Raw genomic sequence first — 13261 nt, forward strand, 5'->3', positions numbered from 1 at the left:
GGACGAGATGGCACGCGCGAGCGTCGGGGCGCGGCTCCACTTCGGCTTCTGTAACCTCAGCCTCTCGCACGAGCGGCTCTACGGCGCGCTCGGGGTCGGGCTCGCGGAGCCGCGGGTCGTCGTCGACGCGGAGTCCGACTTGGCGGTCGGCGTGACGGTCGAAGCGGCGGCCGCGGAGCCGTCCGAGTCCGCCAGCGCCGTGCGAGAGGACGTCCGCGGGTACGCGACCGCCGCGACCGACCTGCTCGGCGTCGACGGCGCGCGGGTCGCGGTCCGCGAGTCGCTCCCGCGGCACGCCGGACTCGGCAGCGGGACCCGGCTCGCGGCGGCGACGCTCGCGGCGGTCGCGACCGCCCACGGCGAGCCGGCCCGGGTACGCGAGCGCGCCCCGGCGCTCGGCCGCGGCGGGCGCTCCGGCGTCGGCGTCGCGACGTTCGAGGAGGGCGGGTTCGTCCTCGACGCCGGCCACCCGACCGCGCGCTTCACCACCGACCGCCCGGCGGACGGCGAGTGGACCGTCCCGCCGGTGGCGGCCCGCCACGCCGTCCCCGACGACTGGCGGTTCCTTCTCGTCGAGCCGGACGCGGACGCCGGCCGGAGCGGGGCGGTCGAGGACGACGCGATGCGGACCGCGGTCGAGCGCGCCGACCCGGGGATCGCCGACCGGATCGGCGGGATCGTCACCCGGCGCGTCCTCCCGTCGATCGCGACGGGGAACGCGGAGGCGTTCGGCGCGGCTGTCGCCGAGGTCGGCCGGCTCAACGGCGCGTGGTACGCCGACGAGCAGGGGGGCGTCTACCGGCCGCCGGTGGGCGAGGTCGTCGCGTCGCTGTCGGGAGCCTCGGCGGTGTTCGGCGCGGGCCAGTCCTCGTGGGGACCGACGGTGTACGGCGTCACCGACGCGGCCCACGCCGACGCCGCGGCCGAAGCCGGCGAGCGCGCGCTCGACGCGGCCGGCGTCGGGGGGTCGGTGTCGGTGTTCCGGGCGACGAACGAGGGCGCGAGGGTCGCCGACGACGGCGCGCGGATCACCGACGGGAGCGGGGCGGACCCGCGATCGACCGACTCGGAGAGGGGTAACACTAAGCCCCGCGACGACGGGGCGTAAACCATGGCACGTCTTCCGTTCGGGGTCGCGCGTCTCGACTCCATCCTCGGCGGCGGCGCGCCCCCGGGGAGCGTCGTCCTGCTCGCGGGCGAGGCGGGGGCCGGCGCTCGGGAGTTCGCGTACACCAGCGCGGCGATGAACGCCTTGGCGCGCGCCGACGAGGAGCTGTTCGACCTGTACTACGGGGACATCGACGCGGACGCGTCCGTCCCCGAGTCGGTCCACTACATCTCCTTCACGGCCGATACCGGCGCTATCACCCGGGAGATGGGGTACACGATGGCCGACGAGATCGTCGACGCGGCGGTCTCGGAGATCGAGTTCCGCGACCTCTCGCCCGAGTACTTCCAGCTGTCGCCGGTGCCGCGCGACTGGTACGAGACGGCGACCGCCTCGATCACTGAACTCGGCGAGCGCGGCGAGTACGAGGACGTGCTCACCGCGTTCGGCGACTACCTCTCCGAGCACGGGCGGGGGAGCCTCGTCTGTATCGACTCCGTCACCGACCTCGTCTCGATGGTCTCCGACGACACCGACTGGAGCGACGTGGCGATGGTGATGAAGGGGCTGAAGAAGGCGGCCTACGAGTGGGACGCCCTGGTCCTCGTGTTGGTGAACGCCGACGCGCTCCGCGACCGCGAGTTCGGCACGCTGATGGACGCCGCCGGCGGCACCCTCCAGTTCTCGTGGGAGAGCGGCGGCTCCCAGCGCGCCCGGACCATGTTCGTCCGCGAGTTCCGCGGCGTGCTCTCCCGGTTGGAGGCCGAGAACATCGTCCGCTTCGAGACCGAGATCCACGAGGGCGGGTTCGACATCAGCGACGTGCGCAAGATCCGGTAGCGAACGCCGCCCCGTCGGCCGATTCGAACCGTCCTCTCGCTCCCCGCGCCGAGTATCGATCCGGAGAACGCCGCGGCAGGTTACTTAACCCTCGCGGCGCAACAGCACGTAGATGACGGAGGACCCGCGATGAGCGACCCCGACCCGGCGGCGGCCGCCCTCGACGCCGCCGCGGAGGACGCCGACGTGAGCCGCGAGGAGCTCCTCAAGCGCGCGCTCGTCGCCCTCGCGGACTCCGAGGGGATCGACGTCCCGGACGCCGAGGAGGTGGCGGCGCTCGAGGCGCGCCTCGACGACCTCGACGCGGACCTCGACGCGAAGGTGGCCGACCTCCGCGAGCGGTTCGTCGACCTCTACCGCGAGGTGGAGTCGCTCGAAGCCGGTTCGGACGCGGACGGCGACGGCGACGCGGCGGACGCGGACCGACTCGACGAACTCGCCGACGAACTGGAGGCGACCGCCGCCCGGCTGGACCGCTTCGACGCGGCGATCGCCGACTCGGCCACCTCGGAGCGCGTCGACGCCCTCGACGAGCGGATCGACGCCCTCGACCAGCGGATCGACGACTTGGACGCCGTCCGCGAGCGGATCGACGCCCTCGACGGTCGGATCGACGGTGTCGACGGCCGGACCGACGACCTTGACGCTCGGATCGACGGCCTCGACGACCGCGTGGCGAGCGTCGAGTCCGAGGTGGCCGGCATCTCCGCCGACGACCTGTCCGATATCGGCGACAAGCTCTCGCGGGTCGCGAACGCCGTCGTCAAGGTCAAACGCCGGCTCGACGCCGCGGAGCGCGACCGCGCCGACCGCGAGCGGCTGGACGCGCTGACGCGGACGGCGAACCGGCACGGCGTGCGGACCGCCGACTGCGACCACTGCGGCGGGGGCGTGGAGCTCGGCCTGCTGTCGACGCCGGAGTGCCCCCACTGCGGGCGTCGCTTCGAGGACTTGGAGCCGAACACCGGATTCCTCGGCACGTCGCGGCTCCTCGTCGCCGACCGCCCCGCCATCGACGGCGACGTCGCGGACGGCGACCCCGACGGGACGAGCCGGTCGACCGACGGGGCGAACGCCGCCGCGAGCGACGGCGGACCCGACGGGGACCGCCGATGAGCGGCGAGCGTTCGGACGACGACTCCGAGGCCGACGCCGGGGAGCGTCCCGACCGCGACCCCTTCGACGACGACCTCCTCGAAGACGATCGCCTCGACGACGACGGTCCCGACGACGACCCCTTCGCGGCGCTCGGCGACGAGGGCGTCGACGACGCGGGCCTCGACGCGTCCTCGCGCGCGAACGCAGAATCGGACGCGGACCCGGGCGCGCCGGCGGACGACCCGTTCGACGAACTGGACGCCGACTCGGGCGACGCGGCCGGTGAGGGGGACCCCTTCGAGTCGATGGACGTCGGGGACGTCGGTGAGGAGGACGTGTGGGAGGCGCTCGACGAGGAGGCCCCGGTCGGTGGCGACGCGACCGAGTTCGACGCCGGGGTCGCGGGCGGCGACGAGACCGCCGACGCGGCGACGCGGTCCGTCGGTTCGGGGCCGGGAGCCGCGACGGCCGGCGACGAGCGCGTGATCGACAAGCGGAGCTACTGCCAGCAGTGTCCGCACTTCTCCGAACCGCCGGAGACGGCGTGTACCCACGAGGGGACCGAGATCGTCGAGTCGGTCGACTTCTCCCGGTTCCGGGTCCGGAACTGTCCGATCGCCGACGCGGACGACCCCGCCTTCGACGGGGAGTAGCGAGCCCGCCGGACGTAACTCGAAACGGTTTCTTCGGAGACGCCGAGTGACCCCGGCCGATTTCTGAACACGTTCAAGCCCGCTCGTCCGATAAGGCGGATATCACGTGACAGCATCCGCTTCCGAGGGGCGTCGGTCAGTCGCGTTCGGACCCGGGGCCGTCACCGGCGCGATAGGGGATTCGATTACCGTCATCCCGCTCGTCGTCGCGCTGGCGCTCCTGACCGATGTCTCGCTGCCGCACGCGCTGGTCGCGTTCGGCGTCTTCCAGGTCGTCTGGGGGCTCCGGTACGGCCTGCCGGTGTCGGTAGAGCCGATGAAGGCGCTGGCCGCGCTCGCCATCGCCGGCGCGCTCACCTACGCCGAACTCGCGCTCGCGGGGCTGATCCTCGGGATACTGCTGCTCGCGATCGGTCTCACGGGGACGCTCGCGTCCGTCGAGCGGTGGATCGGCGAGCCGGTGATCCGCGGGGTCCAGTTCGCGGTGGGGCTCGTCCTCTTGGAGACGGGGATCGGACTCGCCGTCGACGACCCGGCGGTGGCGCTCGTCGGCGTCGCCATCGCCGCCGCGCTCGCGCTCGCGGGCCACGGGAAGGCGAGCGCGCTGGCGGTCGCGCTCGTCGGGGTCGCGACCGCGCTCGTCGTCGCCGGCGTGCCGACCCCCCGCCTCCCCGGCGCGCCGCCGACGCCCGCGTTCGGCCCGGCGGTCACGCGCGCCACGCTCGACGGCGTGGTCGCGCAGCTGGCGATGACCATTGGGAACGCGGCTCTCGCGACGTCGCTCCTCTTCGCCGACCTGCTCGACGCCGAGGTGACGCCGGACGAGCTGTCGACGAGCATGGGGATCACGAACCTGATCGCGGTCCCGCTGGGCGGGATCCCGATGTGTCACGGCTGCGACGGCGTGGCCGGCAAGCACGCGTTCGGCGCGCGTACCGGCGGCGCGAACCTCGTGCTGGGTGCCGGCTACCTTGTCGCCGCCCTCTTCGCCACGCCCGCGCTGATCGCCGCCTTCCCGCTGGCGATGCTGGGCGCGCTGCTCGCCATCGTCGCCGTCTCGCTCGCGCGAAACGTCACCGATTCCGGGAACCGTGCGCTCTCGGTCGGCATCGGGCTGCTCGCGATAGCGACGAACCTCGGCGTCGCGTTCGTCGCCGGCATCGTCGTTCACCTCGCGTGGGAACAGATGACATAATCGAGATTCCGCGGTGGCGCGTGCCTGCGAGCGCGCCGCCGAAGGCGGCCGCCAGGAGCACGCGCGAGGGAGTCGCGAACGCCCGCAGGGCGTGAGCGACGAGGCTGGGGAGGCGTGAGGTGCGGTTGCTGTGCTGGGCGGGACTCGAAGGGGCAGCCGCGAGAACGAAGACGCGCGACGCAAGGACCGCAGGAGCGAACGGAGTGAGCGACGAGGACCGCAGCGAGCGCATCGAGTTCTCGCGGCTGGGGCTTCGGCGGTCGTGCCGTCGGTAACGACCGTCTCGTACCGATCGCCCGCGACTTCGACGGTCGTCACCGTGACCTCAACGTTCCGCCGTCGAAAGCCCCCGACAGTCATCGGACCTAAACCGCTCGCACCCGTGTCTCCTCAGTATATGCAGTTCTGTGACGACTGCGGCTCGATGATGGTCTCTCGCGACGGGGAGATGGTGTGTCAGAACGACGACTGCGGCGGCACCGCCGAGCGTGACGAGGGGCTCGCCGCCGAGTTCGAGTCGACCACCGAACAGACCGGCGACGAGGTGATCGAGACGGAGGAGGGCGCGAACTTCGAGGGGAAACCCACCGCGAACGACGTCGTCTGCGACGAGTGCGGCCACGGCGAGGCGTGGTACACGATCAAACAGACCGGCGCGGCCGACGAGCCGCCGACGCGCTTCTTTAAATGCAAGGAGTGCGGCCACCGCTGGCGGGGATACAACTGACCGCGATGGCGGCATCCGAGCGACCGGCTCGCCGGTGGCCGCGCACGCTGCGCGCCCTCGCCGTCCTCGCGGCGACGCTCCCCGCCGCCTTCCTCGTCGGTCGCGCGCTCGGGTTCTGGCGGGCGCGGCTCGCGCTCGGCAGGCTGCTCGCGCTGCTGCCCGACGAGGGCGCTCCCGACCACGTTCAGGTGCTCCCGCCGCCGGACGACGAGTTCGCGGGGACGCTGCCGACGACGCCGGCCGAGACCCGCGAGCGACTCCCCGAGCAGGGATTCTCCGAGCTCGTCCGGGCGTACTTCCACGCGTACGACCGCGACGGCGAAACGGTCCACGAGGTCGGCAGCTTCGTCCACCGGCCCGAGGGACTCACCGGCGACTGGCAGGTCCACGTTCGCCTCTTTCCCGCCCCCGACGGCTCGACGGAGGTGTGGGCCCACTGGGAGCGGAACCCGTACGTGGCACCGCTCGCGCACCTGCGAATGGAGGGGTACGACCCCGCCCGCGGCGAGCGGATGGCCGCCGAACTGATCGACGACCTGCGGTGAACGCTCTCAGGCGTCCCGCAGCCGCGGCGCGAGGAACGCCGCGACGGCCTCCCCAACGCGCCCCGCCCGCCCGACGAAGAAGTGGTCCGACTCGAACCCCTCCGTCTCGATCCCCAGTTCCCCCGCGCGCTCGACGACGGGCTCCCAGTCGGCGGTCGAGTCCCGCGTCGCGTACAGCACTCGGACTGGCACCCCCAGTTCGGCGAGGCCGTCGAGCGCCGCGACCGCGTCGACGTCGGGGTTCAGGCGCGCGGTCGGGGCGAGCGCGCAGACGCCCGCGAGGTCGGGCCGGGACGCGGCCGCGACGAGCGCGACCGTGCCGCCGAACGAGAAGCCGAACAGCCCGACGCGGTCGTAGCGCTCTACGGCCCACGAGACCGCCGCGTCCGCGTCGGTGCTCTCGCCGTACCCCTCGTCCCAGTCGCCGTAGTCGAACCGGAGGCAGTCGACCCCGCGGTCGGTCAGGGCGTCGCTCGCGGCCACCAGCCGCTCGTCGCCGCGGTGGCCGCGCTGCTGGGGATGGGGCGGGCAGGCGACGACGGCCGCGTCGGCGCGGGAGCCGTCGCTCGCGGCGGTGTCGAGGGTCGCGCGCACGTCGCGGCCGCCGGGGATCAGGACGGTGTCGCTCACGAATCTCGAAGGGTCCGCCGCCCGGTCAGGGAACCTGCGTCACGCGGTCGACGTCGTCGAGGGCGGCGAGGTCGGCCGCGAGCGCCTCCTGATCGACGTTCGCCTCGTAGTAGAACACGATGTCGAACGCCCCGTCCCGCAGCAGCTGTTGACACTCCCAGACGAACTCCTCGTCGTCGAGGGTGAGCCCCTGGAACTGGTTCGACGAGAAGTCCGTGTCGTCGTTTCCGGCCTCGATGTACGTCTCGCCTTTCCCCGCGTGGTCGGCGATGACCTCGTTGGCGGCGACCGTCAGCTCGTGCATCTCCAGGTCCTGCTGGCCGTCGAGGGTCGTGTGGACGATACAGCCCACCAGCTCGATGTCGCCCGGCTCCAAGAGGGCCTTCGTACGGGTGTACAGGTCCGAATCGACGGTCTCGCTCATGACTCTCCCTTCCGGCTCCCGTAATAAACGGGTGACGGTTCCCGCGGCGGACCGACCCCCGGACCCGACCCCCTCAGCGACGCAGCGAGACGACGACACCCCCGTCCGCCGTCTCGGTCTCGACCAGTCCGTCGTCGACCAAGTCGTCGACGAGCCCGCGCAGCCACTCGCGGCCGTGTTCGCCGTCCGGGGCGTAGTCCACGCGGATCCGGTGGCCGAGCGCGTCCAGCTCCATCCCGTCGCGCTCGCCGAGCAGCCGCACGATCCGCCCGCGGAACTGCCGCCGGCTCCCCTCGAAGCTCGGCTGTTCGGGCACGTCCGGCGCGGTGAAGTCGCCGGTCTGATACGCGTGACACCACTCGCGCCACGGGCAACCGGCCTCGTCGCAGCGAGGGGACTTCCCGCAGGCGACGCCGCCGAGTTCCATGACCGCGTTGTTCCACACCCGCGACTCGCCCGCCGGCATGAGCTCCGAGGCGGCCCGCTCGAACGCGTCGTCGTCGTCCGGCACGTCGAACGCGCGGTGAAGGGAGAAATCTATTATATCGGCGTCTGTTATATCAGCGATTCCTCTATGACAAGAGGCACGACGAAATCTTAACGCGCTTCAGTAAGCTCTATACTCATTCGTAGTCGTTGGCACTGTCCCACTTGAATGTCAAATATTAAACTTATAGAGGTCTCTTCGGAATTGATCCTCTATATCCTCGTATCGCGCATGGATGTACGAATCAATGGCTTCTCTCGTAGATTTAAGCTCGCCACCGCTTTGTAGGTCTCCCCGGAGGTACTTGAGCCGATCCCGCTGCCATCTTTTTTCGATGCGGAACCAGGTTGTGAATCGGTGCCGACCGTAATGGGAACTCACGCCCCTGTATTCTTCTGTCGGCCCGTATTTGGGTCGGAAGTACTTCTTCCACACATCGTTGATATTCGTATGGTCCATCTTCCTCGCTCCTGATTTCGACAAGAACAACCAAGGGCGATCATTGTCCGGTCTACAGAGCAAGTACTCAATGAGCACTCGACGGAGCTCCTCATCAAGCGGCAGAACACGGGGGCGTTTTGACTTGTTCATATCACGGGTGTGCGGAATGTAGATTGCGTTTGGCCGTCCACTGAGAACGGGATCCGTCCCGAGTGTATCGTAATGATCCTGTAACTCTGAATTCGTGAGATGGATCTCGCTTAATTTGATGTTCGAGACTTCCGATGCGCGAAGGCCGAGCTTGATCTGGATGATTATCAGAGCACGATCCCGGATGTGTTTCACCTCTGTATTGATGAACTCTCTCAGGTCGTCAAGCGGTATTGGGTAGAAATCCTTAGGATCATCCTCACTCAGATTCAGCTTGTCTTTGCCGGACTCGAACGGGCTGTAGTTTTCAGGATGCGGAAACGACGGTTCATTCTGAAAATAGCTATACGCTTGATCTAATGTCGATAGCTTTGCTGCGACAGTACCGTCACTGTTGTGTCGCTCATTCAGATAGTATTTGCCGAACTCCTTCACATGTTCTGTCGTTGGCACCACCGGATGACGGTCATATCTGGACCACATGAAATTGCACCACTGATCCACCCGACGTTCGATAGCGACTATCGTGCGATCAACGTAGTCGCTGTCATAGACTGCTTCATCTAACCAAAGCTGGAACGGGTCTGACTCGATCGCTTTGAATGGCTGTGTTGAATCGCCATACGGCGGCAGGGTAGGTCGCTAAATCAAAGGCGTTGAAGCGGGAAGATTCGGTTGCCTATGACACAAATCTCCCGCTTCATCGGGGAGGTTGTGCCGGTTGCTCAAAGAGTTACTGGCGATGGAGGCGAATCCGCCGCCCCGGAAGGCGGCGGCGGATTCGCCGACTACGCACTCGTTTCCCTCCACTGTCTGCGAATTTACCTCGATACATCGTACCGCATGACGATCGGCCTGCTCAAAGAGATGCCACAAATAACCGGGGAGATCGGCCTTAGCGCGGCCGATCTCCCTGCGCCGTCCACGTTGTGTAAGGCGTTCGACCGGATCAGTATGAGTGTTTGTCGAGTGCTGCTGCGCCAGTCGGCGCAGCTGCACGATCTCTCCGAACACGCCGCGATCGACGCCACATTCTACGACCGCTCACCAGCCAGCCGCCACTACTGCCAGCGAATCAGCTACCGCGTTCAAAAGCTGAAAGTCACGAAACTCGTCGATACAGCGTCGCAAGCTGTCCTTGACGTTCACTGCTCGACGAACCGAGAAGGAAGTGACGCAGATCTCGCTGAGCAGATCGCCCGCCGGAACGCGGGCGATCTGCGGTCTCTTGCGGCCGATAAGGGCTACGACAAGAAATCGCTCCGCGAAGGATTACGCGATCTTGGGATCAGACCGCTGATCAAGCACCGCATCTTCGCGCCGTACGACCACGCACACAACGCCAGAATCGACGATAATCGCTACAATCAGCGCTCTATGACCGAAACCGTGAACTCGGCTGTGAAGCGCTCGCTCGGCTTCGCCGTGCGAGCGCGGTCCTGGTTCCGTGAGTTCCGCGAGATCGCTCTGATGTGTATGGTCTACAACATCAAGCGCTTCGTCAAACAGTGAATCTCTACGCCTTACAGCGATTCAACACAGCCCTTTAGAGATGCCTCGATGCGGCAAGAGCCACCGTCGCGCCGCGAACCTACTGTAGCAGGTTCGCTGGCGCGACGCTCCGAGACGAACGTCTTGGTGGAGAACATCGCTCATCGGGTGACGCGGTCGCGTCACCCTTGCCTGCTGTGACATCCAACTCCAACTGAGAACTCACCACCAATCCTCTACCCAAGAGCGCTAGTACGTTTACGCCGCACTGGTTCCGTTCCTTCTTCAACACGAATATACATCCCAGAAGTGGACACCACGAGCAGTCAGTGCTGCCTACGGTGGTGAAGTACATCCGAGGCGACGTGGGGACAGCAACAGATAGCAAGAGAAGAGACATCATGGACGTGTATAAATAGGACTAGGAGAATCAAGTTGCCGACGCGTATACAAAAGAACATCAACCACCTCGGCATCTATGACTGACAATATTCGGGACGACTGGCCGACACCCGGCCCAAACGAGCCTGTCCCGGCGTGGAACGAGTACGAGCAGCTGCGCGAGGCCGTCCACAACTATCTCGATCACCAGCCAGACGACCCGACGTGGGACGACATCTGGCGGGCACTCGGGGCAATCATGGGCGAGTACCAGCGGGATGCATTCGCCGGGGCGTTCGGCCTCGACGAGCCTGCCGAGACAGCCTGCATCCGCCGCCTCATCACAGGCGAGGCCGAATGCCTCCATTCCCCACTCGAAGCCGACAGCGACCCGTCTGGGCCGCCTCATAAGCCACCTGCCAGCGACCACGCGACACTTTGGCTCGATAACGGCGAGCCTGCGGTCTACTCGATGCACGTGTATCCGGGCAATATCGAACGGTTCGACGCCGACGATCCGCCCTACAACCTCTGGTTCAACATCTTCGAGTTTGCTGCTGAGTGGGGACTTGAGGTGTCGGTTCTCCCTAAATCGTGGTACAACCTTGGATCAACAGTCCACGTCGTCTTCTACCCACCAGAGCGGCACCGTTGAGTTCTAAGAGCCATCTATAGCCGCTGCTCGGCGCTACTGAACTCTCGTCAAAGCAATAGTGCTACTCGTTGACGTCGACGACGGTTGCCTCTTCAGTCGGCGCGATATCGAACTCGGCAGCGCCGCGCTCGATCTCTTCGGGCGTCGTCCCCTCAGCATCGGCAAGCAGCTCGGTGAGCTCCTCGTCCGAGATCGTGTCGGCGTCGATCGGGGCTTCGCGGCTCATAATTAACATCTAGCTGCCGGGAAGTGATATTTGTGACTGTCGGAACCTCTTGACTTCGCTCTTAACCAACACAGTAGACCGATATTGCCCATCTATTGGTTAAGATTCGCCGCGTTCCCACCAGTCGTCGACGGCCTGTTCGTCGATGTTGACGCTGAAGGTAATGCCGCAACTACAGTGGACACCGATCTGGTTCGCGGTCGTCGTCATGTGTTCTTTCGAGACCCCGCACCCGGGACAGTCGACGGCGAACGTGGCCATACAGATGCTTGGTTGCGAGGGGTGAAAACGGTGGAGTTCCACACGTCAGGATAGTTCATCATATCCGGATGCCCGGACCGATAACAACATGCTATCGGCTGTAGCTCGACCTATCATACAGACGATCGCGGATCGCTACGTTGGCCGGCTCGACGCAGTCGCCGTGAGTTGCTCGCCAATCTCTGTGACGATGTTCGTGGAAATGTCGAACGTGAATTCGATCCGGTCTGGATATAAATATCAGTACCTTAATAAATAGTAGGGTTAATCTCTATCGACTCTATAAAAACATCGTTTAAACTGAGGGAAGACTCTATGACATTTTAAATCGGATAGAGATAGACGACCGTTCTAACTGTTCCAAAGAGATTGATGATTTCGGTGTCTTCTACTTCTTGAGAGAGTTAATTCTAGTAGAAACGATCTAATGTTGATTGCTCGTCTTCTGGGTGTTGCTCGTCGTCCTGAGGTGTATTTAACCCTTCATCAGCGAGTGGGCGGCCCTCCCAAGGCCAACGATCATCAAATAGATTGACCTGTTTTGTGTCTGTCTCATCTTGCGAGCGGGGGTTCTGGCTCATTTGTGAGTTTAGCTGCGGCTAGTCAGTTGTCTCTCAGCCCCTTTCGACGCCTCGTGGCTTGTACGTAGGGTCTGGAAGCGTTACAGCAAAACCGCGAGTGCGATGGATTATAAATAGGTGGGCGCAAGGAAATCAGACTGAGATTGCCTTGCCTGCGGATCTTTCACTCTCGTGACGGTCGTCTGACACGCTCTCTTTCGCTATCCGATTGAGAATTTCACTGGCTCCTCCCGTAATTTGGAGGGTGTTTCTGTAGAGTCGATAGAGAATTGTCCGCTTACTGTATTCAGCGTATCATGAATGAGCCATGTGCGAAGCAGTAGGATGAGAACAGATACAAGACGACAGTGATTGCGATAATAGCTTAAGCCTCCTAGTGAGCGTCTGACTTAATCTTAAGGTTAGGGATATTCTTAGGGATAACCGTATCATGGCAGATCAATTCACGGCGGCACTCGATGACGCCGAAGAAGCCCACGCTCGGTATGCTGAGCAGTTAGGGCTCATCGAGGACCGCACACCGTTCGCGGCGGAATCACTCCCTGACACGCGGATCGCCGTCCGGGTTAACGACGACCTTCTCCAAGAGGTGGCCTCGCACATCCTCACCCGAGCTGGCCACGTCTCGGTGATCGACAAGCGAGGCGCTGGGAAGACGCACTTCCGAGAGCTCGTGTACGACGCGCTGAGCGAGGGACCACGCAGCGACGAGTTCGCCATCGCCCGCATCCGCGAGGTCGAGAGTATCACCACACGCCGGCTCTACACGCGGCTGCTCGATGAACTCGATGCGTACGATGAGTTGAATATCCCCGAGACCTACCCGCGGGCGACCGACGAGGTCCGACAGGTCGTCGAGGACGTCGCCGAGCAGTTGGAGGCGGCGGATCTCACGTGTATCGTCCAGGTGGATCAGCTCGAGGACGCGGCGCGGAACACGCGTACCTTTGAGCAGCTGCTCGCCGGGCTCCAGAGTATCGGCGATCTCGGCGAAACTGGACCCGCGTTCATCCTCTTCCTGTTCGGGACACCCGACGCCGGTGACCGACTCGACGAGCTGCGGGAGACGTTGTCGTCGCGGCTGGTCGCCAAGGACCGGTCGCTCGAACGCTTCGAGTTCGCCGAGACTGAGGAGCTGATCGCCCGGTGGCTGGCGTGGGCCCGCGACGAGGAGTACACCGACGGCTATCTCTCCGATCCGTACACGGCCTCGGCGATCCGGACGATCGTTGAGCGCTCGGATGGGACGCCACGATCAGTTCGCCAAGAGTGCTACCACGCCTATCGTGCCGGTGCCCAACAGTTCGCCGCCGGCGACGGCGTCGAGATCACTGACAAGACAATCGAGACGTACGCCTAAGCTTAAGC

At 65.4% G+C, this 13261-nt stretch carries 15 protein-coding genes and 1 pseudogene; 10 read left to right on the plus strand and 6 right to left on the minus strand.

What is annotated here, in order from left to right:
• The first annotated feature begins 7 nt into the window (after positions 1-7).
• From NAF06_RS08765 to NAF06_RS08795, 7 genes are all read left to right on the plus strand, one after another.
• Positions 8-1108: a beta-ribofuranosylaminobenzene 5'-phosphate synthase family protein gene (locus tag NAF06_RS08765; protein ID WP_008584221.1), complete on the plus strand. Its 1101-nt coding sequence runs from the start codon at positions 8-10 to the stop codon at positions 1106-1108.
• A gap of 3 nt (positions 1109-1111) precedes the next feature.
• Positions 1112-1948, plus strand: coding sequence for an RAD55 family ATPase (locus NAF06_RS08770; RefSeq protein WP_008584220.1), 837 nt, complete (start codon positions 1112-1114; stop codon positions 1946-1948).
• Positions 1949-2077: 129 nt separating this feature from the next.
• Entirely contained in the window at positions 2078-3064 is a 987-nt protein-coding gene (locus NAF06_RS08775) for a hypothetical protein (protein WP_008584218.1), read from the plus strand.
• The gene (locus tag NAF06_RS08780) at positions 3061-3699 is read left to right on the plus strand and encodes a DUF8135 domain-containing protein (RefSeq protein WP_008584216.1); all 639 of its coding nucleotides are present in this window, start codon (positions 3061-3063) and stop codon (positions 3697-3699) included. The genes NAF06_RS08775 and NAF06_RS08780 overlap by 4 nt, the downstream gene beginning before the upstream one ends.
• A 106-nt stretch (positions 3700-3805) precedes the next feature.
• Entirely contained in the window at positions 3806-4894 is a 1089-nt protein-coding gene (locus NAF06_RS08785) for a putative sulfate/molybdate transporter (protein ID WP_008584213.1), read from the plus strand.
• Positions 4895-5291: 397 nt separating this feature from the next.
• Positions 5292-5621 (plus strand): transcription factor S, encoded by a 330-nt coding sequence (locus tag NAF06_RS08790; protein WP_008584210.1) that lies wholly within the window; start codon positions 5292-5294, stop codon positions 5619-5621.
• Between the two features lie 5 nt (positions 5622-5626).
• On the plus strand, positions 5627-6166 hold the full coding sequence (locus NAF06_RS08795) for a cupin domain-containing protein (RefSeq protein ID WP_006630497.1): 540 nt from the start codon (positions 5627-5629) through the stop codon (positions 6164-6166).
• 6 nt (positions 6167-6172) lie between these two features.
• Here NAF06_RS08795 and NAF06_RS08800 read toward each other — a convergent pair whose 3' ends face one another.
• The 4 genes and pseudogenes from NAF06_RS08800 to NAF06_RS08815 all read right to left on the minus strand — a co-directional run bounded on the left by NAF06_RS08800 (position 6173) and on the right by NAF06_RS08815 (position 8751).
• On the minus strand, positions 6173-6796 hold the full coding sequence (locus tag NAF06_RS08800; RefSeq protein WP_008584206.1) for an alpha/beta hydrolase: 624 nt from the start codon (positions 6794-6796) through the stop codon (positions 6173-6175).
• Between the two features lie 25 nt (positions 6797-6821).
• Complete coding sequence (locus NAF06_RS08805; protein ID WP_008584204.1) at positions 6822-7220, minus strand: DUF5778 family protein; 399 nt, start codon at positions 7218-7220, stop codon at positions 6822-6824.
• 73 nt (positions 7221-7293) lie between these two features.
• Positions 7294-7749, minus strand: a pseudogene (locus tag NAF06_RS08810) (HhH-GPD family protein); the annotation flags it as partial.
• Between the two features lie 129 nt (positions 7750-7878).
• Positions 7879-8751 (minus strand): tyrosine-type recombinase/integrase, encoded by an 873-nt coding sequence (locus NAF06_RS08815; RefSeq protein WP_239638716.1) that lies wholly within the window; start codon positions 8749-8751, stop codon positions 7879-7881.
• 228 nt (positions 8752-8979) lie between these two features.
• Here NAF06_RS08815 and NAF06_RS08820 point away from each other — a divergent pair, with 228 nt between their 5' ends.
• Complete coding sequence (locus tag NAF06_RS08820) at positions 8980-9810, plus strand: IS5 family transposase (RefSeq protein ID WP_251106146.1); 831 nt, start codon at positions 8980-8982, stop codon at positions 9808-9810.
• Between the two features lie 457 nt (positions 9811-10267).
• Positions 10268-10825 (plus strand): hypothetical protein, encoded by a 558-nt coding sequence (locus NAF06_RS08825; protein ID WP_008584176.1) that lies wholly within the window; start codon positions 10268-10270, stop codon positions 10823-10825.
• Positions 10826-10886: 61 nt separating this feature from the next.
• Here the strand turns inward: NAF06_RS08825 and NAF06_RS08830 are convergent, their stop codons facing one another.
• Positions 10887-11051 (minus strand): hypothetical protein, encoded by a 165-nt coding sequence (locus tag NAF06_RS08830; RefSeq protein WP_238992743.1) that lies wholly within the window; start codon positions 11049-11051, stop codon positions 10887-10889.
• A gap of 99 nt (positions 11052-11150) precedes the next feature.
• Entirely contained in the window at positions 11151-11312 is a 162-nt protein-coding gene (locus tag NAF06_RS08835) for a hypothetical protein (RefSeq protein ID WP_159369398.1), read from the minus strand.
• A gap of 1011 nt (positions 11313-12323) precedes the next feature.
• Between NAF06_RS08835 and NAF06_RS08840 the strand changes: the two genes are divergently transcribed.
• Positions 12324-13253 carry a hypothetical protein gene (locus NAF06_RS08840; RefSeq protein WP_008584174.1) on the plus strand — a complete coding sequence of 310 codons (930 nt, stop codon included), beginning with the start codon at positions 12324-12326 and terminating at the stop codon, positions 13251-13253.
• The last annotated feature ends 8 nt before the right edge of the window (positions 13254-13261 follow it).

The organism is Halorubrum hochsteinianum, assembly GCF_023702125.1.
GTDB lineage: Archaea > Halobacteriota > Halobacteria > Halobacteriales > Haloferacaceae > Halorubrum > Halorubrum hochsteinianum.

Coding starts and splice junctions, on each gene's coding strand:
- NAF06_RS08830 (WP_238992743.1), bottom strand. CDS start 11,051: ATGAGCCGCGAAGCCCCGATCGACGCCGACACGATCTCGGACGAGGAG.
- NAF06_RS08795 (WP_006630497.1), top strand. CDS start 5,627: ATGGCGGCATCCGAGCGACCGGCTCGCCGGTGGCCGCGCACGCTGCGC.
- NAF06_RS08790 (WP_008584210.1), top strand. CDS start 5,292: ATGCAGTTCTGTGACGACTGCGGCTCGATGATGGTCTCTCGCGACGGG.
- NAF06_RS08825 (WP_008584176.1), top strand. CDS start 10,268: ATGACTGACAATATTCGGGACGACTGGCCGACACCCGGCCCAAACGAG.
- NAF06_RS08780 (WP_008584216.1), top strand. CDS start 3,061: ATGAGCGGCGAGCGTTCGGACGACGACTCCGAGGCCGACGCCGGGGAG.
- NAF06_RS08770 (WP_008584220.1), top strand. CDS start 1,112: ATGGCACGTCTTCCGTTCGGGGTCGCGCGTCTCGACTCCATCCTCGGC.
- NAF06_RS08840 (WP_008584174.1), top strand. CDS start 12,324: ATGGCAGATCAATTCACGGCGGCACTCGATGACGCCGAAGAAGCCCAC.
- NAF06_RS08805 (WP_008584204.1), bottom strand. CDS start 7,220: ATGAGCGAGACCGTCGATTCGGACCTGTACACCCGTACGAAGGCCCTC.
- NAF06_RS08835 (WP_159369398.1), bottom strand. CDS start 11,312: ATGGCCACGTTCGCCGTCGACTGTCCCGGGTGCGGGGTCTCGAAAGAA.
- NAF06_RS08775 (WP_008584218.1), top strand. CDS start 2,078: ATGAGCGACCCCGACCCGGCGGCGGCCGCCCTCGACGCCGCCGCGGAG.
- NAF06_RS08820 (WP_251106146.1), top strand. CDS start 8,980: ATGACACAAATCTCCCGCTTCATCGGGGAGGTTGTGCCGGTTGCTCAA.
- NAF06_RS08765 (WP_008584221.1), top strand. CDS start 8: ATGGCACGCGCGAGCGTCGGGGCGCGGCTCCACTTCGGCTTCTGTAAC.